Source organism: Microcoleus sp. B13-B6, assembly GCF_036705405.1.
GTDB lineage: Bacteria > Cyanobacteriota > Cyanobacteriia > Cyanobacteriales > Microcoleaceae > Microcoleus.
Map to the genome: position 1 here is coordinate 18672 of NZ_JAUBUJ010000031.1, position 21258 is coordinate 39929.

General features: G+C 46.8%; 25 protein-coding genes. 3 read left to right on the forward strand and 22 right to left on the reverse strand.

Going from position 1 to position 21258, the window contains the following annotated elements; all coding sequences use genetic code 11:
- Positions 1-146 precede the first annotated feature (146 nt).
- The 17 genes from rpsE to rplC form a co-directional block, all read right to left on the reverse strand.
- Positions 147-695 (reverse strand): 30S ribosomal protein S5, encoded by a 549-nt coding sequence (gene rpsE / locus QUB35_RS16020; protein ID WP_190745441.1) that lies wholly within the window; start codon positions 693-695, stop codon positions 147-149.
- Between the two features lie 162 nt (positions 696-857).
- The gene (gene rplR, locus QUB35_RS16025) at positions 858-1220 is read right to left on the reverse strand and encodes a 50S ribosomal protein L18 (RefSeq protein ID WP_333142828.1); all 363 of its coding nucleotides are present in this window, start codon (positions 1218-1220) and stop codon (positions 858-860) included.
- Between the two features lie 316 nt (positions 1221-1536).
- Complete coding sequence (gene rplF / locus QUB35_RS16030) at positions 1537-2085, reverse strand: 50S ribosomal protein L6 (RefSeq protein WP_333039622.1); 549 nt, start codon at positions 2083-2085, stop codon at positions 1537-1539.
- Between the two features lie 122 nt (positions 2086-2207).
- Complete coding sequence (gene rpsH / locus QUB35_RS16035; RefSeq protein WP_190657976.1) at positions 2208-2612, reverse strand: 30S ribosomal protein S8; 405 nt, start codon at positions 2610-2612, stop codon at positions 2208-2210.
- Between the two features lie 22 nt (positions 2613-2634).
- Entirely contained in the window at positions 2635-3180 is a 546-nt protein-coding gene (rplE, locus tag QUB35_RS16040) for a 50S ribosomal protein L5 (RefSeq protein ID WP_006634989.1), read from the reverse strand.
- A 174-nt stretch (positions 3181-3354) separates the two neighbouring features.
- Positions 3355-3717: a 50S ribosomal protein L24 gene (gene rplX / locus QUB35_RS16045; protein ID WP_333057790.1), complete on the reverse strand. Its 363-nt coding sequence runs from the start codon at positions 3715-3717 to the stop codon at positions 3355-3357.
- Position 3718: 1 nt separating this feature from the next.
- On the reverse strand, positions 3719-4087 hold the full coding sequence (rplN, locus tag QUB35_RS16050; RefSeq protein ID WP_333101805.1) for a 50S ribosomal protein L14: 369 nt from the start codon (positions 4085-4087) through the stop codon (positions 3719-3721).
- 88 nt (positions 4088-4175) lie between these two features.
- Positions 4176-4424 carry a 30S ribosomal protein S17 gene (gene rpsQ / locus QUB35_RS16055; RefSeq protein ID WP_006634992.1) on the reverse strand — a complete coding sequence of 83 codons (249 nt, stop codon included), beginning with the start codon at positions 4422-4424 and terminating at the stop codon, positions 4176-4178.
- Between the two features lie 38 nt (positions 4425-4462).
- A complete protein-coding gene (rpmC, locus tag QUB35_RS16060) occupies positions 4463-4774 on the reverse strand; it encodes a 50S ribosomal protein L29 (protein WP_333101806.1) in 312 nt (103 codons plus the stop codon).
- Between the two features lie 160 nt (positions 4775-4934).
- Positions 4935-5354 carry a 50S ribosomal protein L16 gene (rplP, locus tag QUB35_RS16065; protein ID WP_333057788.1) on the reverse strand — a complete coding sequence of 140 codons (420 nt, stop codon included), beginning with the start codon at positions 5352-5354 and terminating at the stop codon, positions 4935-4937.
- Between the two features lie 115 nt (positions 5355-5469).
- On the reverse strand, positions 5470-6198 hold the full coding sequence (gene rpsC / locus QUB35_RS16070; RefSeq protein WP_006634995.1) for a 30S ribosomal protein S3: 729 nt from the start codon (positions 6196-6198) through the stop codon (positions 5470-5472).
- A 114-nt stretch (positions 6199-6312) separates the two neighbouring features.
- Positions 6313-6672: a 50S ribosomal protein L22 gene (rplV, locus tag QUB35_RS16075; protein ID WP_190657986.1), complete on the reverse strand. Its 360-nt coding sequence runs from the start codon at positions 6670-6672 to the stop codon at positions 6313-6315.
- 98 nt (positions 6673-6770) lie between these two features.
- On the reverse strand, positions 6771-7052 hold the full coding sequence (gene rpsS / locus QUB35_RS16080; protein ID WP_006634997.1) for a 30S ribosomal protein S19: 282 nt from the start codon (positions 7050-7052) through the stop codon (positions 6771-6773).
- Positions 7053-7165: 113 nt separating this feature from the next.
- The gene (rplB, locus tag QUB35_RS16085) at positions 7166-8029 is read right to left on the reverse strand and encodes a 50S ribosomal protein L2 (RefSeq protein ID WP_015178705.1); all 864 of its coding nucleotides are present in this window, start codon (positions 8027-8029) and stop codon (positions 7166-7168) included.
- Positions 8030-8204: 175 nt separating this feature from the next.
- Positions 8205-8513, reverse strand: coding sequence for a 50S ribosomal protein L23 (locus tag QUB35_RS16090; RefSeq protein WP_006634999.1), 309 nt, complete (start codon positions 8511-8513; stop codon positions 8205-8207).
- A complete protein-coding gene (gene rplD / locus QUB35_RS16095; protein WP_190657994.1) occupies positions 8506-9138 on the reverse strand; it encodes a 50S ribosomal protein L4 in 633 nt (210 codons plus the stop codon). The genes QUB35_RS16090 and rplD overlap by 8 nt, the downstream gene beginning before the upstream one ends.
- Before the next feature lie 190 nt (positions 9139-9328).
- Positions 9329-9964 carry a 50S ribosomal protein L3 gene (gene rplC, locus QUB35_RS16100; protein WP_333039608.1) on the reverse strand — a complete coding sequence of 212 codons (636 nt, stop codon included), beginning with the start codon at positions 9962-9964 and terminating at the stop codon, positions 9329-9331.
- 431 nt (positions 9965-10395) lie between these two features.
- On the opposite strand from rplC, the gene QUB35_RS16105 reads away from it, so the two are divergent.
- The 3 genes from QUB35_RS16105 (at position 10396) to QUB35_RS16115 (ending at position 12164) form a co-directional block, all read left to right on the forward strand.
- Complete coding sequence (locus QUB35_RS16105; RefSeq protein WP_333142829.1) at positions 10396-10872, forward strand: NAD(P)H-quinone oxidoreductase subunit N; 477 nt, start codon at positions 10396-10398, stop codon at positions 10870-10872.
- A gap of 114 nt (positions 10873-10986) precedes the next feature.
- Positions 10987-11592 carry a VWA domain-containing protein gene (locus QUB35_RS16110; RefSeq protein ID WP_333142830.1) on the forward strand — a complete coding sequence of 202 codons (606 nt, stop codon included), beginning with the start codon at positions 10987-10989 and terminating at the stop codon, positions 11590-11592.
- Between the two features lie 68 nt (positions 11593-11660).
- A complete protein-coding gene (locus QUB35_RS16115; protein ID WP_333101808.1) occupies positions 11661-12164 on the forward strand; it encodes a salt stress protein, Slr1339 family in 504 nt (167 codons plus the stop codon).
- A 351-nt stretch (positions 12165-12515) separates the two neighbouring features.
- Here QUB35_RS16115 and QUB35_RS16120 read toward each other — a convergent pair whose 3' ends face one another.
- From QUB35_RS16120 to QUB35_RS16140, 5 genes are all read right to left on the reverse strand, one after another.
- Positions 12516-13055 carry a dCMP deaminase family protein gene (locus QUB35_RS16120; RefSeq protein WP_333101809.1) on the reverse strand — a complete coding sequence of 180 codons (540 nt, stop codon included), beginning with the start codon at positions 13053-13055 and terminating at the stop codon, positions 12516-12518.
- Entirely contained in the window at positions 13052-14377 is a 1326-nt protein-coding gene (locus QUB35_RS16125) for a thymidylate synthase (protein WP_333142831.1), read from the reverse strand. The genes QUB35_RS16120 and QUB35_RS16125 overlap by 4 nt, the downstream gene beginning before the upstream one ends.
- Before the next feature lie 264 nt (positions 14378-14641).
- Complete coding sequence (gene ltrA / locus QUB35_RS16130; RefSeq protein ID WP_445252009.1) at positions 14642-16357, reverse strand: group II intron reverse transcriptase/maturase; 1716 nt, start codon at positions 16355-16357, stop codon at positions 14642-14644.
- Positions 16358-17139: 782 nt separating this feature from the next.
- Complete coding sequence (locus QUB35_RS16135) at positions 17140-18471, reverse strand: response regulator (protein WP_333142832.1); 1332 nt, start codon at positions 18469-18471, stop codon at positions 17140-17142.
- Positions 18464-21238, reverse strand: a complete 2775-nt coding sequence (locus tag QUB35_RS16140) for an ATP-binding protein (protein ID WP_333142833.1) — start codon at positions 21236-21238, stop codon at positions 18464-18466. The genes QUB35_RS16135 and QUB35_RS16140 overlap by 8 nt, the downstream gene beginning before the upstream one ends.
- Positions 21239-21258: the final 20 nt, after the last annotated feature.

Sequence of the window (21258 nt, forward strand, 5' to 3'; positions counted from 1 at the left end):
AGTTTTAGTAATTGGTAATTGGTAATTGGTATTTAGAGAGGGGGTACGCAGTAGTTTTGAGTGCGTGAGTTTTGAGTTGCGGATTTTTTTATTTTCACCGCAAGCACTTAACACTCAAAACTTACAGTTTCCCGTTCTCGCGTGCCCTAACCGTAGAGATTTTCTACTGGAATTCCGCGCTCTTGAGCAACTTCGGACAAGGTGCGGAGGGTGGAGAGGGCATTGACTGCGGCTCGGGCGTTGTTTAAGGGATTTCCAGAACCTAGCTGTTTGGCTAAGATATTGCGGACTCCTGCGAGTTCGAGAACAGTTCGCACTGCTCCCCCTGCAATTACCCCGGTTCCCGGAGCGGCCGGTCGCATCATCACTTTAGCTCCGCCACCGTCACCGTTGATGGGGTGAGGGATGGAGTTAGATTTGGTGAGGGGGACTTCAATTAGGTGCTTTTTGCCGTCAGCGACGCCTTTTTTAACGGCACCGATTACGTCGCTAGCTTTGCCGACTCCTACTCCAACTTGACCGCGTTCGTTGCCGATAATGACTATGGCGCGGAAGCTGAGTTTTTTACCACCTTTGACTACTTTGGTAACGCGCCGAATCTGAACAACCCGTTCTTGCCATTCGGATTCTTTTTCGCGCCCTTTGTTGTTGCTGCTGCTTTTTTTCTTGTTGCGCTGTTCTTTTTGTTCTGCCATAGTTTTGTCCTGTGGGAATTAGTAATTGGTGAAAGGCGATCGGCAAGTGGTAATTGTTTGAGTAAAAAGTAAAAATAGAAGAAATCTGGATTTTGCCTTTTAACTTTCAACTTTTGACTTTTTACTTTTTAATTACTCATTACCCGCTACCCATTACCCCCTCTAAAAGTCTAACCCGGCTTCGCGAGCTGCTTCTGCGAGGGCTTTGACACGACCGTGATAGAGGTTGCCCCCCCGATCGAATACGACTTTGACTATGCCAGCGCTGGAACAGCGTTTGGCAATCAACTGACCGACTTGCACGCTCGCGGAGCAGTTGCCGCCAGAACTGAGAGCTGACTTCAATTCGGGATCGAGGGTTGACGCAGCAGCCAAAGTGTGCTGTGCCGTGTCGTCGATTACTTGAGCGTAGATGTGCTGATCTGAGCGAAATACCGCTAGTCTGGGACGTTCGGAGGTGCCGAACACCTTGCGCCGCACCCGGCGGTGTCTGCGCTGGACTGATTCTTTGCGAGTAAGCTTCATATAAATACTCGGTAAATGGGAAACGAGCGAGTCTTTAGACCTGAGAGAGAAATGACACTTCGGATTTGCTCCTCGGAGCCTCCCTTGCGGGGTGATGTTAGCTTCGCCAATGTTTTAAGAGCTTTTTAGACTTGCAACACTATCTCAGTGACCTTAAGACTGTTTAGTTGCAAATGACAGAGCAGGGAACTAGCTACGCATTCTCCCGGTGTCGTGACTCCAAAAACGTAGACATCGAAAGTCTTAGGCTGGTCAGTATGGCTTGCGGGAATTGCCCCTACAAGCGAGCGTGTCTTTAGACCTGGGTTACTGACGGTTACTTCTTACCTGTTTTGCCTGTTTTACCAGCTTTGCGACGGACAACTTCGCCACTGTAGCGAATGCCTTTTCCCTTGTAGACTTCGGGCGGACGCACCGCACGGATGCGGGCTGCTGTATTGCCTACGAGTTCTTTGTCAATGCCGGAGACAATGACGTTGGTGTTGCCTTCAACTGCCATTGTGATGCCTTCTGGAGGGGGCATTTCAACGGGTTTGCTGTAACCGACGTTTAAAATCAGGTTCCGTCCTTGAACCTGTGCCCGATAACCTGTGCCGATAATTTCGAGACGCCGCTGAAAACCTTGAGATACACCTTCGACCATGTTGGCGACTAGGGTGCGGCACAAGCCGTGCAGTTGTCTGGCGACGCGAGATTCGTCTCTGCGGGTAACGAGTAAAGTCTCGCCTTCAATTCCCATGAGGATTTCGGCTGGGATAACTCGGGAAAGTTCACCTTTAGGGCCTTTGACGGCTACTTTTTGACCGTCTAGGGTGACGGTGACTTTCGTGGGGATGCTAATCGGACGCTTGCCAATTCGCGACATAGTTTTTTGTCCTTTGTTTTTAGTTATTAGTCCTTGATTATTAGTGCTTAGTTATTAGTCCTTAGTGATTGATTTTTGAGTCTGTTGCCAACGACCAGTGACTAATGACTAATGACTAATGACTACCAAACATAACAAAGCACTTCACCGCCCAAACCTTGGCGTCGAGCTTCTCGATCGGTCATAATGCCGCTGGAGGTAGAAATAATGGCTATGCCAATTCCGCCTAACACTCTGGGCAATTCTTTACGGTTCGAGTAAACGCGCAGTCCTGGTTTGCTGACTCGCTTAAGTGCCGTGATAATGGGCTTGCGAGTTTTACCTTTGTACTTTAGAGAAAGCACTAAATGTCGCTTGACCCCTTCTGCTTCTGCTTCTTCAAATTCGCCGATGAAGCCTTCACTTTTGAGGACTTGGGCGATGCTGCGGGTCATTTTTGTAGCTGGAATTTGCGTTGTTTGGTGGCGCGCCATGCAAGAATTGCGAATGCGCGTCAACATATCTGCTATGGTATCGTTAGCTGCCATCTTTTGCTTCTTACTCTAGTGCTTAGTTGTCCCGGAACGGCATTCCCATTTCTTTAAGCAAGGCGCGTCCTTCTTCGTCGGTGTTTGCTGTGGTGATAATTGAAATGTCCATGCCTCGAATTTGATCGATGCGGTCATATTCTATTTCTGGAAAAATTAGCTGTTCTCTCAGACCCAAGCTGTAGTTGCCGCGCCCGTCGAAGCTTTTGGGGCTGATGCCGCGGAAGTCACGGATTCGGGGGAGTGCGAGGTTGATCAGCCGATCGAGAAAATCGTACATCCGATCGCCGCGCAGCGTCACCATAACGCCGACGGGTACTCCTTTGCGGATTTTGAAGCCTGCGATCGCTTTTTTCGCCCGCGTCACCACTGGTTTTTGACCGGTGATGATGCCAATTTCGTTGATCGACGAATCCAGTGCCTTAGCGTTTTGAGATGCTTCTCCCAAACCGCGGTTCACTGTGACTTTGACGAGTTTGGGGACCTGATGGATATTAGTATATTTAAACTGATCCATCAGTGTGGGAACGATTTTTCCTTGATAAAGAACCTTGAGTTTGTCCGGCATAGTTTTTGTGTTTCGTTAACTGTCCCTGGGCTTGGTCAGGGAATTATTAGTTGTCAGTTGACTGTTGTCAGTTGTCCGTTGTCAGTTGTCCGTTGACTGTTGTCCGTTGACTGTTGTCAGGAAAGCATTTGTCTAATGACTAATGACTAATGACTAATGACTAATGACTAATGACTAATTATCGATGATTTCTCCAGTTTTTTTGAGCTGTCGCAGTTTCCGGCCATCTTCGCTAAATGTATAGCAAACGCGGCTAGCTATTTTTTCTTTTTCGGAATAGTGCATGACATTGGAGCTGTGAATGGGAGCCTCAAACGTGAGTATTTTCCCGGACTCTCCCTCTTGCTGGGGCTTGACGTGCTTGGTTCTGATGTTTACACCTTTAACAATTACTTTGCTGACTTTAGGATATGTCTTTAAGATTTCTCCGACTTTTCCTTTCTCTTTGCCAGTAATTATTTGCACGGTGTCGCCTGCTTTGACGTGCATTCTGTAGCGCTGCGGCTCGCTAGTTGGTTTACCCTTTTTTCCGTACATTTTAAAGTACCTCCGGGGCTAAGGAAACGATTTTAGTAAAGTTTTTGTCGCGCAGTTCGCGGGCGACGGGGCCGAAGACGCGCGTGCCTTTGGGGTTGCCGTCTACGTTGATAATAACGGCGGCGTTATCGTCAAAACGAATGCTCATGCCACTGTCGCGGCGCAAACCTTTGCGGGTTCTGACAACGACGGCCCGAACGACATCTGATTTTTTGACGGCCATATTGGGGATGGCGTCTTTGACGACGGCAATGATAACATCGCCGACTCCGCCGTAGCGACGGTTGCCGCCTCCCAATACGCGGATGCACATCAGTTTGCGGGCTCCGCTATTGTCGGCGACATTGAGGTATGTCTGGGGTTGAATCATGGTGATTGTTGACTGTTAACTGTTGACTGTTGACGGCTAATTGATTAATCAAGTACCGATCGGGCGATCGCGAGATCGCAATTAACTGTTAGCCGTTTTTTGTCCCGAAAATCTCAGCAACCGTCCAACGTTTGGTTTTGCTCAGTGGTCTAGTTTCAGTGATGCGAACGCGATCGCCCGATTTGCACTGATTTTCTTCGTCATGAGCTTTGTAGCGCTTGGTGCGGACTACGATTTTGCCGTATTTGGTGTGGGAGGAGCGGTTTTCGATTGCTACCACGACGGTTTTATCCATCTTGTCGCTGACTACTACGCCAACTCGTTCTTTAATTGCCATAGCTACCTATTTTTGTTGTGCAATTGACTTGTTTTTAGCTACTGTGCGATCGTCGGCTCGGCTGCTTCTGACTCTTGGCTGACTGCTGCGGTTGCAGCAGGCTGTGCTACCTGTTTAGCTGCGGCTGATTTTGCTGCTGCTTCTTTCTCAGCAACGATTTGGCGCTCGCGTTCAACTGTCATCAATTGAGCTAGGCGGTGTTTGGCGTGCTTGAACAGGTGAGGCTTTTCCATGCGGCCGGTAGCTTGCTGGAGCCGCAATTCCATTAGTTGGCGCTTGACGGCTAAAATTTGCTCTGCTACTGCAGCATCGCTTAATTCTCTAGCTTCTTTAATCTTGGTCAAAGACATAATTGTGTGCTTTCTCGTTAGCGAGCGGTATGACAGAAGACAGAATTGTCTCGCTTGGCTGAAGGTCGAAGGAAAGAAAAGTTATGAAAGCCAGATTTTAAAATGCTGTAGCCGTTTAAAATGCTGATTAATACAGACCTAATTCTACCTTCGCTCTTCGCTATGACTGGTCTTCTTCGCGAGTGATGAACTTGGTTTTAATTGGTAATTTGAAAGATGCCAAACGCATTGCTTCGCGGGCAGTTTCTTCACTTACGCCGCCAATTTCAAACATTACCCGGCCCGGTTTGACCACGGCAACCCAAAACTCTGGTGAGCCTTTACCAGAACCCATCCGGGTTTCTGCTGCGCGCTGGGTGACTGGTTTGTCGGGAAAAATGCGAATCCAGATTTTGCCGCCCCGGCGGATATAACGGGTCATGGCGCGCCGTCCGGCTTCTATTTGGCGGGAAGTAATCCAGGCGGGTTCGACTGCTTGGAGCGCGAAGTCGCCAAAGCTAACTGTGTTGCCGCGGGTGGCAACACCGCTCATTCGCCCGCGCTGTTGTTTGCGGAATTTGGTTCTTTTAGGGCTTAACATGGCGAAAGGGAGTTGGGTAATTGGTAATTGGTAATTGGTAATTGGTGATTGCTAATTGCTAATTGGTTTGGAACAACTGACAATTAACAAGTGACAACTAACAGTTAACAATTAGCTAGCCTTCGTTCGATCGATCTTCAAAGTTCTGGCGACGGCGCTTTTGTTTGGTGCGGGGCACTGCTGCATTTGGTGCAGCCTCTTGTTCCTGTCCGGGAATAATTTCGCCTTTGAAAACCCAAACTTTAATGCCCAGAATACCGTAGATGGTTTGAGCAGTGCAGTAGGAGTAGTCGATGTCAGCCCGCAGCGTGTGCAAGGGGACTCTTCCTTCGCGCGTCCATTCGGTACGGGCGATTTCTGCGCCGTTGAGGCGTCCGCTGACTTGAATTTTGATGCCTTGGATGCCGACTTTTTGGGCGCGGGTGATTGCTTGGCGGACTACTCGGCGGAAGGATACGCGCCGTTCTAGTTGCTGAGCGATGTATTCCGCGATCAGTGTGGCATCGGCGTCTACTCGCTGAACTTCGACGACGTTGATGCGGATTTGGCGGTTGCTACCGAGTTGCTGCTGCAAACCGACGCGCAAGGTTTCGATGCCTGCTCCGCCGCGGCCTACGACAACGCCTGGTCGGGCGGTGAAGACTTCTAGGTCGATTTGATCGGCTTTCCGCTCAATTTTGACCGAGGAAATCCCAGCATTGCTGAGGGTTTTACGAACGTACTTGCGAATTTTATAGTCTTCTTGCAAGAGTTCTGGATAGTTTTTGGGATCGGCAAACCAGCGAGAGCGGTGCTCTTGGGTAATGCCGAGGCGAAAACCAATTGGATGTATTTTTTGGCCCATAATAGTTGATGAGTTAATTGGTAATTGGTAATTGGTAATTGGTAATTGGTAATTGGTGATTACCCATTTTTTTCAACTTTAAGCTGTTTATTACCTCTTACGTTTTTCCCTGGTTTAGTTTTCTACGAGCGGAGCTACTACTACGGTAATGTGACAGGTTGGCTTGCGGATTTGGTAGGCGCGACCTTGAGCGCGGGGTCTAAAGCGTTTGAGGACTGGGCCTTGGTCTGCGTAAGCTTGAGACACTACTAGCTTGGATTTATCCAATCCTGCGTTGTGTTCGGCGTTTGCTACTGCCGATCGCAAAACTTTGACGATTGGTTCGCAGGCGCGGTAGGGCATGAATTCGAGTAAAATCAGCGCTTCTTGATAGCTTTTGCCACGAATTTGGTCGAGGACTCGGCGCACTTTGAAGGGGGATGTTCTGATGTAACGGGCGATCGCCTTAATTTCGGATGTGGTATCTATAGCCATTTCGATTTCGGTAATTGGTAATTGGTAATTGGGCAAAAGGTAATTGGTAATTGGTAATTTTTTTTTTCCGACTACCTATTACCTGTCACCTAATTCGGCTATCTTTTCGCCTTTTTATCACCACTTTTCGCGTGACCTCTAAAGGTGCGAGTGGGGGAAAATTCTCCAAGTTTGTGACCTACCATTTGGTCGGTGAGGTAGACGGGTACGTGCTGTCTGCCGTTGTGAACGGCGATCGTGTGACCTACCATTTGGGGCAGGATTGTGGAAGAGCGCGACCAAGTTTTAATTACTTGTTTTTGGCCGGCGGCGTTGAGTTTTTCGATTTTTGTCATCAGAGCATCTGCGACAAAAGGCCCTTTTTTTAGCGATCGAGACATGATTTTTTTAGTAATTCAGGAGTCATTAGTCAGAATTAAGCAGTCATTGGTCATCAGTCCTCAGTCATTAGTTAGCAGTTAATAACTAAGCACTGAAGACTGCTGACTGATGACTAGCTTTGTCTGCCGCCCTTGCCGCGCTTGGAAGCTTTGCGGCGACGCCGGACTATTAAAGCGTCGCTGCGCTTGTTTTTGCGTCGAGTTTTTGCACCCAATGCTGGTTTACCCCAAGGAGTGACAGGCCCCGGACGCCCAATAGGAGCTCTGCCTTCGCCACCGCCGTGCGGGTGGTCTACCGGGTTCATGACGCTACCGCGAACGGTGGGTCTGCGACCTTTCCAGCGGGTGCGGCCGGCTTTACCCAGGCTGATGTTTCTGGCGTCGGTGTTGCCGACTTGACCGATGGTGGCGTAGCAGTCGGCGCGGACTTTGCGCTGTTCGCCGGATGGCAGTTTGAGGGTGACGTAGCTACCTTCTTTTGCCATTAGCTGAGCGCTGGAGCCGGCGGAGCGAACGATTTGTCCGCCTTTTCCGGGTACTAGCTCGACGTTGTGGATGCTGGTACCGAGGGGAATGTTCTTCAGGGGGAGGGCGTTACCGATTTCGATCGGCGCGTCTGGGCCTGAGACAATTACTGTACCGACGTTTAAGTTGAGCGGGTGCAGGATGTACCGTTTTTCGCCGTCTTTGTAGAACAGGAGGGCGATGCGGGCGTTGCGATTGGGGTCATATTCGATCGCCTTGACGGTAGCGGGAATGCTGTGTTTGTCGCGGCGGAAGTCGATGTCTCTATAAAGCCGTTTGTGACCGCCTCCCCGGTGGCGACAGGTGATGACGCCTCGGTTGTTGCGGCCTTGTTTGGTGTGCTTGTTGCTGGTAAGAGACTTTTCTGGTTCTGATTTGGTAATTTCAGCAAAGTCCGAGACGGTTTGTTCTCGGGTGCTGGAGGTATAAGGTCGGTAAGAACGGATGCCCATAATCGATCTATTTTAGATTTTGGATTTTGGATTTTGGATTTGACGTTTATCGATTTTAGATTTTAGGTTGAAGATTGGCGATCTTTGGTTAACTTACGAGTTTTCTGGTTCGAGAATTTCCACCAGTTAACCGCAATTTAAAATCTAAAATCTAAAATCTAAAATCCAAAATCGTCTAGACTTCTGGGAATAGGAGTTTGCGGATCGAGTCTCCGTCGGTCAGAGTTACGGTTGCTCGCTTGTAACAAGGTTTAAAGCCGACGAATTTGCCAACTCGACGCTTTTTGCGCGGCGGGTTTTGGGTGTTGACGCCGATGACTTTGACCTTAAATAGTTCTTCGATTGCAGCTTTGATTTGAGGCTTGGTCGCTTTGGGGGCTACGTCGAATGTGAATTGATTTAATTCCATCATTCGGGTAGCTTTCTCGGTGAGAATCGGACGCTGGATCAAATCTGCGTAGTCGCGGGGGTCGATTTTACTCACCGTAAATCTCCTGAATTTTAGCTATGGCTGTAGATGTGACGATAATTTTGTCAGCCGCGAGAACGTCGTAAACATTCAGGGAGGTTGCCAAGATGACGTTTACTAATTCGATGTTGCGTCCTGATAAGTAGACGTTTGGTTGCGGCTCTGGCAAGATTAACAGAACTTTTGTATCGGGTTCGATACCCCAGCGGGCGATCGCACTCAGCAATTCTTTGCTTTTCGGTCTCGGAAATTGCTCTGCAAATTCTTCAACCACAATGATGTCTTCGGTGCGACTTTGGAATGCTGTCCGCAAAGCGAGACGGCGTTCCTTTTTGTTCATTTTGACTTCAAAGTCTCTCGGTTTTGGCCCGAAGATGACACCGCCGCCCCGCCACAGCGGAGAACGGATAGAACCTGCTCTGGCTCGGCCGGTGCCTTTTTGACGCCAGGGTTTGCGGCCACCGCCTCTGACTTCCGATCGAGTTTTGGTGCAAGCATTTCCTTGACGAGCGTTATTCAGTTGCCGCGTCAATGCTCTGTGAACGATGTGAGACGCATTTTCTTCTTTGGCTACGCGCAGTTCTAAAGTTGTTTCCCCAACTTCTTCGCCTTGCCAATTTCGGACTACACAATTAACCATATCTTTTGTCCTTTGTCTGTTGTTAGTTGTCTGTTGTTAGTTGTCTGTTGTCTGTTGTCTGTTGTCTGTTGTCTGTTCTCAGGTCTTAGTTTTCAGCTCTTAGTTTTCAGCTTTTAGTTCTTAGTTATTGCTTGCTACTAACGGCCAACCACTATCTACTGACTGCTGACTACTGACTACTTACTACTGACTAACGTCCTACTTTTTTCTCAGGCACAACATTGACTAAGGCGCCAGCTTTGCCGGGAACTGCTCCCTTAATTAGCAGCAAATTCTGCTCTGTATCCACCCGGACAATTGTTAGTTTGCGGACGGTGACTTGAACGTTGCCCATCCGTCCTGCCATTCTTTTACCGGGATAAACGCGACCAGGAGTAGTTCCAGGCCCGATCGATCCAGGCTCGCGGTGGTTCTTGGAACCGTGAGACATGGGGCCTCGTTTAAAGTTGTGGCGCTTTTGAAAACCTGCAAAACCTTTACCGATGCTTGTACCGATGACATCTACTATTTGTCCCGGTGTAAAGGTATCTGCTTTTAGTTGTTGACCTAATTCAAATGAACTGGTGTCTTCCAATCGGTATTCCTGCAAGTGGCGCAGTGGATTCGCCCCCGACTTGGCAAGGTGTCCTAGTTCTGGCTTGTTGAGAGCCTTTGGTTTGACTTCGTTGTATCCAACTTGAACGGCACCGTAGCCGTCAGTTTGTTTTGTTTTGATTTGAGTTACTGTACAAGGCCCTGCTTGTATGACGGTGACGGGGATGGCTCTCCCTTCGGCGTCAAACACTTGAGTCATGCCTAGTTTAGTGCCAAGAATGCCTACAGACACGGATTTTCTTCCTTTTATTTACGCAAGAGGTTTCGGATTGCGAAATTTACGTCAATCCGCTTGCTCTTGTGCAGAAACATTTATTTCAGTGTTCCTGCAATTAACTGTTATCAACCAACAGCCTTCCTCGGTGTTTAAAATTGGAGTTTTAAATTTGGGAGCGAGCTTGTGGAAGTCTTGCAAGGGTTGAGATTCGCGGCTTTTTACCTGCTAGATCTCCGAGTTTTGTCTCGGTCTTGCTTGTTTGCGCCAGGACTTGAGCAGCAAACTACTCAGTATCCTTTACGGCGACAATTCACAATAGTACATGAAGTGTTTGGCGTTTGTCAAGGCCGGGATGAGAATTTTTCGGCTCAACTTTAGGATTTATAATATTTCCAGCTCGCAAGCAGCGATCGACCCAATTTTGATACAGCAGGAAACACAAATTTATGGGACTGATTACGACGGGATCTGATCTGATTCGGGATTTGGAAAAGTCGGGGTCGCTGGCCCTGTACGTTCCTTTAGAAGGAGGATTTGAGGGGCGCTACCTCCGCAGGCTGAGGGCTGCGGGCTACGGTGGGTACACGATTTCGGCGCGGGGTTTGGGTGATTTGGCGATGTATTTGACGGGGGTTCACGGGGTGCGACCGCCGCATTTGGGCAAGAAAACTACTGGCAATGAAGGGGCTGTGGGTTATACGTACTACGTGCCGCCGATTTTGCAAACTCAATTAGACAATTTGCCACCCAAAGCCAAAGGACTGGTGCTGTGGATTATTGAAGGGCAGATTTTGTCAAGTCAGGAGATTGAGTATTTGACTGTTTTGCCGACGTTAGAACCGCGAGTTAAAATAGCAGTTGAGATGGGGGGCGATCGAGCTTTTAGCTGGAAGCCACTTAAAGATGCTTTAGTTGCAGCTTAAATTCCGGTATTTGCGATCGCAAATCAACTAAAAAACGCAGCGAGCAACTAAAGCTCAACAGCTTCTGCTCGCTGGTTTTGATATTTTTGGAACTTAATTAACAGGAAAAATCTTATGCTTCAGAACCGCGATTATACCATAATTATTGACAAAAGCGGCAGTATGTACACAAAAGACCAGATAGGCGGTAAAAGTCGGTGGGCGCTCATGCAAGAATCGACGATCGCATTGGCGAATAAATGCGAAGAACTCGATCCTGATGGCATAACAGTTTATGTGTTTTCCGGTCGCTTCAAGCGATATGACAACGTAACAGCAGCTAAAGTCGTGCAAATTTTCCAAGAAAACGAACCTTCGGGAACTACGAATTTAGCTGCTGTTCTGCAAGACGCCCTGAACAGTTATTTTCAGCGCAAAGCATCCGGTAAGACCAAGCAAAATGGGGAAACAATATTAGTGGTGACGGACGGGGAACCGGACGATCGCAAAGAAGTGATGAAAACCATTATAGAGGCTTCGCGGAAGCTCGATCGAGATGAAGAGCTGGCGATTTCTTTCATTCAAGTAGGGAATGCGCCGGAAGCTACTAAGTTTCTCAAAATATTGGATGACGAACTGCAAAGCGCCGGGGCTAAATTCGATATCGTTGATACTGTGACGATGGATGATATTGAAGGAATGACCCTGACAGAGGTATTGCTGAATGCAATAACTGATTGAGGAGGCGCGCGTCACGCGATTATATTTGTGCCAATTAGCCCAGCAGCATTTTTTAAGGGGTTTAAGTTATGGAATCTATCGATCGCCTGTTAGGTGAACTTAAGGCAGAGTATCAAGCATCTCAAAAAAATGCTGAGTTGAAAACTCAGGCGCCGGTGCCAGCACAAGCGCCTGTGCCACAAGCTGCAGTGCCGTCAAATCAAACATTTAAAACATCAGATATAAATTTGTATGCTGGTTCTTTGGATAAGGATTTAGCTCAAATTAAGGCTGAGTACGAAGCGCAAAATCAAGCTCAGGAAGTGGCTTCACAGCAACCGCTTAAGGCTGAGCACGAAGCGCAAAATCAAGCTCAGGCAGTCGCTTCACAGCAACCGCAGCCAGCAGAAAAAGTCGCGGGGCAGTTGGAGGTACAAACGCACAGACAGAAAGTTAGGCAAGCTCAGGTTTGGCTGAAAAAGTTGGATAAGAATTCCGATGAGGGATATTGGTTCGATCAGTTTGCTTTTAAGTATTCTTCGAGGATAGATGCGGCGATCGACTATTTGCAAGCTGTGAATGAGTTTGATTGATTCAACTACACGGTATTCACAATTTCTAATGCCGTTTTTTGGTTAATTGCCATCTCTATTTTTTGTAAGGACACGGCAGTGCTGTGTCTTTGCAAAGGGTAAAATAAATATCATATCATGTCTGATCGAGCGATTAAAAGGGCGGGTTTTTGAGATTGTCAATTATTGGCAGATATTTTTGGTGAACCCGCCCCTACCGTATTAGGGACCGGACATAATATCCTGTGTATCACGCGGGATTTAGGATACGGCACTGCCGTATCCCTCCAAATTGTCAGCAAATAAATATCATTTATAGGAACACAGCACATTTATTTCCTGTGGCTGCGACAACCACGTGGAGGATTGATCCTATACTAAATTTTTGGCCACAGATGTAGGATGCAACAAAAACAAAGCGGCTTTTTTGGCTGTATCTTCAGATAGCAGAATTTGTTTTAACTCAACAATACCTTCACTGATAAAAGTATCTCTCAAAGCAGCTTTTTCTCCGCTGTTAAAACTCGTTTCGTAAAACACTTCTCGAATTCCAGCCGCAATGACTAATTTCAAACAATAGATGCAGGGTTCTAAGGTGACGTAAATACTAGCCCCAGCAGTAGATATACCGTGTTTAGCAGCTTTGGCGATCGCATTTGCTTCCGCATGAACCGCCCTTGAGGGCAAAGTTTTGCTGGCGTCGCAACTACTCAAACCAGGATAGCAGAAGCCTTGAGTTGTACAGTGTGCCGAACCTGACGGCGAACCGTTGTAACCGGTTGCTAAAACTTGCCTGTTTTTAGTTATCACCGCGCCTACAGGAAAAGCCAGACAAGTCGATCGAGTAGCGGCCAATTTTGCCAACATTAAGAAGTATTCGTCCCAAGTCGGTCTTTCTTCTTCTAAATTCATCGTCTATCCTGGATGTATTGCTTGCTCGTTTTCAGACACTCGGCAGCCTTTTGCAATTCTATTCCCAAATAACCAATATGCTCGCCTTTGATGGCAGGGGAAGCCGCACAAATTTCTCGCACTAACTTGAGAGGGTTTGTTCCAGAATAACAGGTGACAACTTCGCCGCTGCCGGGAGTGGTTTGCGTGACAACTATTTGATTGTCGGCTACTTCAACTAAAAAATTGCCTGCTGCATCGAAAAAGTCTCGATCTTCGCAGATTTTAGCATATTGGGTTTGAATTAGTCGATCGGCATTTTCAAAGGTATCGTCATACAAGTGAGCCGATTGACTCAGCGTTACCAACGGGCCCATCGTCAAATTATAATCGGAACGCCTCGCAATTTCATCTCGAATGTGCTGCTGCAAAGCCCGCAAACCCATTGCATTGGCCGGCCACGCCGCAAACATATCGTTACTGCGGAGAGTTGCAGTTAGCGATATTTCACCGTCTACAACTCGCACCCAAATATGATTTAAACAAGGACTGCCGCTGTGCTGGTGGTCGGAGGAACCGTCAGGTCTTCTGTTAATATTTCCGCCCGCATCCCACAAACTAATTACAGCACTTGCTGCATCAATTTCCTTAATTAGTTTGGCAATAACTTCTTCTATTTGATCGCGTCCAAACCACGACCGCATCCGCTGTGCGTAGGTATATTTAATGCCTTCGTTATATGGGGCATCTTCGAGCATTTGCGGTTTGTACTGTTCGAGGAAATCACGGTCTATTGGTAAGTAATTCGGTTCAGGAAAATAGAACTCCGCAGGTTCATCTGTAATCACTGCCATTAAGTCGATTAATTCTTGCCACTGTCCGTCGTAACCAGTCGGCCGCAAGGTGCCGGTGGTCTTAATTCGGTGGATGATTTTTACCCAAGTTTCGGCGATAGTTTTGCCTTCAATTCTGTGTCCGTATTTCTGACCGGGGAGTACAGTCGGGACGATTTCGACTAGCGGAAAGGTTACGGGTTCTCCCCAAGGTTCCACAGATTCTTTTTGGGCAAAAGACTTGACAAAGGTCACTGTTTCTGCTATATTTTTGGCTTCTTTCCATTCTATTGAATGACGCAATAGTTCTAAGGCTTCTGCTGCTATTTCAATATCAATGTAGCCAAATATTGAAGATTTAATTAGCCAGCAATCTCTACCAGTATCGCTTTTTCCCGCTTCAAAGCCGTTGCGAAAAAAGTCGAGTAAGCACGCGGCAGCACCGGAGTTGCTGTCTTCTTTGGTAGCGTTGAGAATTACTAAAAAGCGGACGTGGGGATTGCACAGCAAGTTTCTAATTAAGAAGTTGATGCCGCGAGTAGGAGAGTATAGTTGTCCGATGACAGCAAACTCGTTGGGTTGTAATTTTTTGCCGTTAGCGCAGCCCTTGGAAAGGATCGCACTTTTTACTGTCCAGCCACTGACAATGGCTGTTTGCCCCGTTCCGTTAGAGTCGATAGGAGCGTTACCACTCCTACCTCTCCTTCAGAGCCGGACGTGAGACTTTCACCTCATCCGGCTCCTTGATAATTCCATCCTTGTTATGGATACGATTCAAAACGGGTTACTGTCATAGTTCTTTTGGAGGCAACTATCGTTCGCCGTCTTTGTGTCGTGGCAATGTCTATGTAAAAGTTGAAGATTATCATAGGTGTTTTTTCCACCACTCGAAATCGGATTAACATGATCAACTTCTACAATATCCGTACTGGTAAAGTACGAACCACAGTGTGAACAGATACCCTTTTGTTTCTTGATTAAAGATGCAACTCTTTTAGGTGTATCTGGGCTTTCGCCACGTCGCTTACTCCAGTAAATCCAGTCTCCATCAAACGGACTAGCAACACCCTTGACTTTTGTATGCCTGACGATTGGCGTATTTGCATGGGTGAGTAATTCCAATCCATTCTCGGTACTGAAACACCAATTACGGTCGCCTGACTTTCGCCAATATTTCTCGATATTGATGTTCCCTTTTCCCCTGGTTTTTGCCCAAGCTCTTAATTTTTCCCATGTTAGATGGTCAACTTTTGAGAAGGTATCCTTACTAACGACTGTGGAGTAATAGTTTGACCATCCCCCGACGATTGGATTCAGCTTGCTAATCAGGGCTGCTTGGGGGGCAGTTTTATGGGTGTCTATTACTTCGGCAATCTTGGTTAGATGTAGCTTTACCTTGGCTTTTGAAGGGGTGATTAGTGTTTTAAAACCTAACGGGATTCCGTTTGAACTATTGGCGCTACGGTAGTTTCCTACTTTGTGCTGCTGTACATGGAATCCTAGAAACTCAAACCCAACATTACCGTTAATTTCAATAAGGGTGTGGGTTAATTTTGTTTTGGTTGGTTTTAATTCCAATCCCATATCATTCAACCACTCTGCTATGATCTCTTGACATTTCTTGATTACGTTTAAATCCTCATGGATTATCACAAAATCATCAGCGTAACGGATTAGGCTAAGGGCGAAGCGATTTCTCGTTTTATCCCCTTTCCATGTCTCTGCGTACTGTTTCACTCTTTCTTCCATACCATGTAAGGCAATATTTGCAAGTAAAGGTGAGATCACCCCGCCTTGTGGTGTACCATCATTGGTAGGGAATAAAGAACCCTGGTCACAGTACCCTGCCTTGAGCCAAGCTTTCAGTTGTCGGTTTAAGGTAGGGTATGTATTTATTTTTGAGATCAATGCTTCATGGTTTATACGGTCAAAGCATTTAGCTATATCAGCATCTAGCACATATTTGGCTTTTTGGTTGATACAGTTGTATATTGCTCCAATCGCATCGTGACAGGAACGCCCTGGTCTAAAACCATAACTGTTAGGCTCAAATTTTGCCTCCCATTCAGGTTCTAACGCTAGCTTAACTAGCGCTTGCAAAGCGCGGTCGTTGATTGTGGGTATTCCTAATGGTCTAGTTTCAGTCGTTCCAAGCTTGGGAATGTTTACCCTACGAGTGGGTTTTGCCTTACCTGTTAGCTTCAACTTTCCTGCCAGGTTACTACGTTGCTTTGGGGTCAACGATTTAACGCCATCCACGCCAGCCGTATTTTTGCCCTGGTTGTCTTGTGTTACCCTACGAACTGCGATACATTTTGCAGACCAAGACCTAATCAGGGTCTTCTGAAGTTTGCGAACTGCTTTAACATCACCACGTTCACTCGCTTGGAATATTCTCTTTTGCAACTTAAAAGTTACCCTTTCTAGCTTGCGCCAATTCAGGTCTTTCCACTCCACCGTCTGATTGTTCAGCGTATTAGATTTATTCATTGCTAATTGTTTTATTCCTTTGGAATTACCGTGTATCCGTCAGCATATCCTTACCATTACAGCAAGGCATTCGCTTCTGATACAATCCCGCCCCCAACTATCATTCGTTAGCTACTTACTGGTTATCGACCTTTCCCAGAGATAATTAGGGGTTACTTCGTTCCGATTACACATTGATTGAGTCTTTAGCGTGATACTGTCCACCGGGATTACGGGCAGTGCTTATAAGTCAGATTTGCAGCTACTTATGCCCTATCCTTGCCTTTTGGCTTGGTGTTAATCAGTCTTTACCGCGTTTTTCAACGGTTTTATCCATGATTTAGCCATTACACCATTTCAATTAACGATGGTTCAAACGCATCTTTGCTTTCGCTACGCATGGACTCTTGCTCGACAGTTACCGGGTTCGGCTCCTAGTAGTTCTGCCTTTTATCCCCGCTTTAGTCTAATGGTTGCTACCCAATAAACTAGGGGATATGCTTTCACCGCTGCACTTGCGGGATAGGACTTGACTCACAGAGTCTCACCTACAAATGTAACCAGTTATCACCAGTCTCATCAACTGGGCTAACCTTCCCATAAGCTTTTTAGCTTATTTTAGGTTAAACGAATCGCACGCAAATTAATTGATTTGGTTTGTATAGGGGTTTGTACTCAAATTCATTGACGAGATTTGTGGCTGTCATGGTTTACCGTTTTTTGCACCGCGTACTACTATATCAATAGTTTGGAGGGTTTGAAGAGGCGATTAATCATGTTTCTGCTGCCCCTGCAACGATTTGTTATACTGCGTCAACGCAGATCCTTGCCTGAATGTCTTTTACAGCGATCGCCTTCAGCGGAATTGAAATCACAAACTCTGTACCTTCACCTAAAGTTGAGTTAACTTCTAGAGTTCCAGAGTGTTTCTCGACTACGATTTGACGAGCGATCGCCAATCCCAGCCCTGTTCCTTGCCCCACGCCTTTGGTGGTAAACAGATGCTCAAAGATTTTTGGCTTCACCGCATCCGTCATGCCAATCCCATTATCCTGAATTCGGATCACTGCCTGAGATTCCGACAAGTGGGTTTTGACAGTAATCTGGTTGGGGTTGGCTTTGATATGAGCAAAACTGCGTCCTTTATTTGATTCCTCAAGGGCATCGATCGCATTTGCCAGCACATTCATAAATACCTGATTCAACTGTCCCGCAAAGCATTCTACCGATGGCAGATCGCCATAGTCTGTGATGACTGCAATTTCCGGGCGACATTCGTTGGCTTTGAGGCGATGCTTGAGAATCAAGATTGTGCTGTCAAGCCCGTCGTGGATATTGTAAGGAATGGGGCGATCGCAATCCGAACGCGAGAAGGTTCTTAAACTGGTGCTGATTGTGTGAATGCGATCGACTCCTTCTTGCATCGAATCAATTAACTTGGGTAAATCCTCTTGTAAGTATTCCAAGTCTATTTCCTCCAGGAACTCCTGTAGCGTGGCACTTGGATAAGGGAGTTCTTTTTGGTAGAGAGCGATAACTTGAAAGAGGTCTTTTATACAATCCTGAGCGGGTTTCAGATTACCAGCAATAAAGCCAAGCGGGTTATTAATTTCGTGCGCGACACCCGCCACTAAATTGCCCAAAGCAGACATTTTTTCGGTGTGGACTAACTGAAGCTGAGACTGTTGCAGTTGTGTGAGTGCTGCTTCTAAATCAGCGGTTTTCTCAGCTACACGCTGTTCGAGATTTTTAGTTAACTGCCGTAGCTGCAAATGAGTTTTTACCCGTGCTAGCACCTCCTGTTCTTGAAAGGGTTTGGTGATGTAGTCCACAGCACCCAGGACAAATCCTTTCACCTTACTATCGGCATCGGAGAGAGCGGTCATAAAAATGATGGGAATACTTGCGGTTTTCGGATCTGCCTTCAGACGCTTGCAGGTTTCAAAGCCGTCAATTCCTGGCATTTGAACATCGAGTAAGATCAGATCCGGAGGATAAGCTTGGACTCGCTTAAGAGCGCGATCGCCATTGATTGCGGTTGCTACTTCGTACCCCGCATCACTTAAAGTTTCACAAACTACTTCTAAGTTTGCAGGGGTATCATCCACCACCAGAATTAATTCAGGACTAGACATCGGCTTTCTTCTCTGTGAGATGTTGTTGTAGCAACTCTTCAATCTCTTCGGCTTTAAATTGCTTGGCCAACTGAAGAATTTTTGAGGCAAAATTAGCGTAGCGAGGGTTAGATTGAGCAATATGCTCTGTGTGCGATCGTAGCCGTTTTAAGTTGCCTTGTTGTGCCAATTCTAGTAACTTTTTTAAGTCTACCGCAGAAGGAATAATCATCCCTTCTGGGTTCTCTAATGCAGTGGTTGGAGTGGATGGTTCAGACTCGTTGGAGCCTGTCATTTCATATTTCCATTTTAATTCCAAATGAGTGGCTAAGAGGTTAAATAATTCACTGACTTCCACTGGCTTTGCCAGGAAATCATTTCCCCCTGCATCTAAACTCATCTGTCGATAGGCTTGTGATACTGATGCAGAAGAGACTACGATCTTCTGGTGTTGCAAATCCTTTGCACTCCGAATTTGTTTGAGCAGCTCAAAGCCGTCCATGACTGGCATTGCCAAGTCTGTAATCACTAAGTCAGGTTGAGACTGTCGTATTTTTTCCAATCCTGCTTGTCCATTTTCTGCCTCACTAACTTGGAATCCTAGTGGCTCTAACAAGTTGACCAGAACGGCTCGGTTTTCCCAACGATCGTCTACTACAAGTATGCTGCGTCGTTGTCCTTCGTAACCAATAATTTGTTTTCCTGTTGTGAAGGAGTTTTGCTGTACCCAATCGGTGGCGATCGCCAGTTCCACCTCAAAAAAGAATTCACTGCCGACTCCCAGTTGGCTCTTAACTTGGATTTGTCCGTTCATAAGTTGGACAATTCTTTGGCTGATCGCCAATCCTAAACCCGTGCCCTCGGCTTGGCGCTGGCGATCGCCCACTTGTTCAAAAGCCTGAAAAATTTTCTCCAAATGATTGGGCGCAATTCCTACACCCGTATCCTCAACTTGAAATTTGAAAGCAGGAGTGGATGGATTGGGAGGATTCTCAACTACGGCAACCTTGAGCGTGACAGAACCTTTGTCGGTGAATTTAATCGCATTTCCCACCAAGTTGAGTAACACCTGACGCAGCCGTTTTTCATCGGCAAAAATCCCTTCAGGCAAATGTGGATCGGGCTCGTAAACGAAGCCAATGTTTTTTTGGTCGGCACGAATGCGGCAGATTTCAGCGACACCTTGGAGGAATGAGGGAAAGTGAATCGCTTGAAGTGCGAGTTCTAATTTACCGGCTTCAATTTTGGACAAGTCCAACACATCGTTAATCAGCGTCAGCAAATGAGAACCACACTGGTGAATGATTTCTACCCCATGACGTTCTTTCGCTGGCAATGCGCTGCTGCGGTTGAGGATTTGAGCATAGCCCAAAATACCGTTGAGGGGAGTGCGGAGTTCGTGGCTCATGTTGGCAAGAAATTCGCTTTTTGCTTGGTTTGCGCCATCGGCTACCAGTTTTGCTTCTTTCAGTTCTGCGGTGCGTTCCTCAACACGGCTTTCCAGTTCGATAAAGGAGGCTTTGAGTTGACTCGCCATCTGATTAAAGGAATCTGCCAGCGATTCTAATTCACTAATGCCTTGCACCTGAAGTGTTTGATCCAACTGTCCCGAACTAATTGCCTGACTGGCTTTTTGTAGCTGCAAAATCGGTTTGGTAATCCAACGCGAAGTAAAAAGACCCAGTATAGTCGTCACCACCAAAGCCCCTAGACACAGCAAAATTGTGGTGCGGGTATTGGCATTGATTTGTGCCATGAAATCTGATTCAGGCACTACAACAACGCTGAACCAATCGATACCTCGTTCGTCTCGAATGGCGGAAACCTGCACGAACTGCCGTTGGTTGGCCAGCATAAAATCAAGCTGTTGATTCTGTGCAATAGCGTTGAAGTTGCCAAATCGATCGAGGATGGCTTGCGCGGTGGTACGAATTACAAGATTTTCAGACTTGACGGCAGGAATTTGTTGCAACTCCTCATTTTTAAGATCCAGAATGTAAGGCTGTTTGATCATGGAACTGGCAATCAGATTGCCCGATCGATCTACGATAAACGTTTGTCCCGTTTGACCCACCTTCAACTCGCTCAGAAAACGATGAATCTTGTCCAGCCGAAAGGTGCTTTTTTGCACCCCTAGTAACGTTCCATCGCGATTGTAAATCGGCTGGGATAGAGCCAGCGTAGCCGATTGATACGAACTGCTGACGTAGGGCACAGATGTCCAGGCTGATTTTCCAGCTTTCTGTACAACTTGATACCAGGGTCGAGTCCGAGGGTCAAACTCTGCCTGAGTTTTGAGCAGTGCGACTCGTTGACCTCGATCGTCAAGTTTGTAGAATTGGCGTTGAGGTAGACGCGCTTTGTCACTGAGGCGAGAAACGATGCCGTCATTGATTGTTGTCTCTAGGGCAATATTCATTCCATCCTCTAAACCAATTTGCACGTCTTCGAGGGTATTTTGGCTGACTAACCGCCACAAAGTTCGTTCCAGTTTGGTGAAATCTGTTAAATCAAGCTGACTCTCTTGGGCGGCAGCTACGATCACTTGTCCGGCAATATAAGGTTTTTCCACATAGTTTAGAACTTGCAGGTTGAGGCGATAGCTCATCTCTTGTCGTAACTGACTGGCAACTTCATTGACTGCCTTCTGTCCATTTCTCAGAGAAATATATCCCGTTAATCCAACTGCTGCAAAGATTTGTACAACAAACGGGACAATCAAGAGCGATCGCAGGGAAAGTTTGCGCTTAAGTTTAAATAGATTCAGGGATGAGTTTGGCAGAGACATGGTAGTAGCTTCTCTATAAA

Excerpts from the sequence above, each read along its gene's own strand:
- rpsE (WP_190745441.1), bottom strand. The coding sequence starts at position 695 with ATGGCAGAACAAAAAGAACAGCGCAACAAGAAAAAAAGCAGCAGCAAC.
- rplR (WP_333142828.1), bottom strand. The coding sequence starts at position 1,220 with ATGAAGCTTACTCGCAAAGAATCAGTCCAGCGCAGACACCGCCGGGTG.
- rplF (WP_333039622.1), bottom strand. The coding sequence starts at position 2,085 with ATGTCGCGAATTGGCAAGCGTCCGATTAGCATCCCCACGAAAGTCACC.
- rpsH (WP_190657976.1), bottom strand. The coding sequence starts at position 2,612 with ATGGCAGCTAACGATACCATAGCAGATATGTTGACGCGCATTCGCAAT.
- rplE (WP_006634989.1), bottom strand. The coding sequence starts at position 3,180 with ATGCCGGACAAACTCAAGGTTCTTTATCAAGGAAAAATCGTTCCCACA.
- rplX (WP_333057790.1), bottom strand. The coding sequence starts at position 3,717 with ATGTACGGAAAAAAGGGTAAACCAACTAGCGAGCCGCAGCGCTACAGA.
- rplN (WP_333101805.1), bottom strand. The coding sequence starts at position 4,087 with ATGATTCAACCCCAGACATACCTCAATGTCGCCGACAATAGCGGAGCC.
- rpsQ (WP_006634992.1), bottom strand. The coding sequence starts at position 4,424 with ATGGCAATTAAAGAACGAGTTGGCGTAGTAGTCAGCGACAAGATGGAT.
- rpmC (WP_333101806.1), bottom strand. The coding sequence starts at position 4,774 with ATGTCTTTGACCAAGATTAAAGAAGCTAGAGAATTAAGCGATGCTGCA.
- rplP (WP_333057788.1), bottom strand. The coding sequence starts at position 5,354 with ATGTTAAGCCCTAAAAGAACCAAATTCCGCAAACAACAGCGCGGGCGA.
- rpsC (WP_006634995.1), bottom strand. The coding sequence starts at position 6,198 with ATGGGCCAAAAAATACATCCAATTGGTTTTCGCCTCGGCATTACCCAA.
- rplV (WP_190657986.1), bottom strand. The coding sequence starts at position 6,672 with ATGGCTATAGATACCACATCCGAAATTAAGGCGATCGCCCGTTACATC.
- rpsS (WP_006634997.1), bottom strand. The coding sequence starts at position 7,052 with ATGTCTCGATCGCTAAAAAAAGGGCCTTTTGTCGCAGATGCTCTGATG.
- rplB (WP_015178705.1), bottom strand. The coding sequence starts at position 8,029 with ATGGGCATCCGTTCTTACCGACCTTATACCTCCAGCACCCGAGAACAA.
- rplD (WP_190657994.1), bottom strand. The coding sequence starts at position 9,138 with ATGGTTAATTGTGTAGTCCGAAATTGGCAAGGCGAAGAAGTTGGGGAA.
- QUB35_RS16105 (WP_333142829.1), top strand. The coding sequence starts at position 10,396 with ATGGGACTGATTACGACGGGATCTGATCTGATTCGGGATTTGGAAAAG.
- QUB35_RS16110 (WP_333142830.1), top strand. The coding sequence starts at position 10,987 with ATGCTTCAGAACCGCGATTATACCATAATTATTGACAAAAGCGGCAGT.
- QUB35_RS16115 (WP_333101808.1), top strand. The coding sequence starts at position 11,661 with ATGGAATCTATCGATCGCCTGTTAGGTGAACTTAAGGCAGAGTATCAA.
- QUB35_RS16120 (WP_333101809.1), bottom strand. The coding sequence starts at position 13,055 with ATGAATTTAGAAGAAGAAAGACCGACTTGGGACGAATACTTCTTAATG.
- ltrA (WP_445252009.1), bottom strand. The coding sequence starts at position 16,357 with ATGAATAAATCTAATACGCTGAACAATCAGACGGTGGAGTGGAAAGAC.
- QUB35_RS16135 (WP_333142832.1), bottom strand. The coding sequence starts at position 18,471 with ATGTCTAGTCCTGAATTAATTCTGGTGGTGGATGATACCCCTGCAAAC.
- QUB35_RS16140 (WP_333142833.1), bottom strand. The coding sequence starts at position 21,238 with ATGTCTCTGCCAAACTCATCCCTGAATCTATTTAAACTTAAGCGCAAA.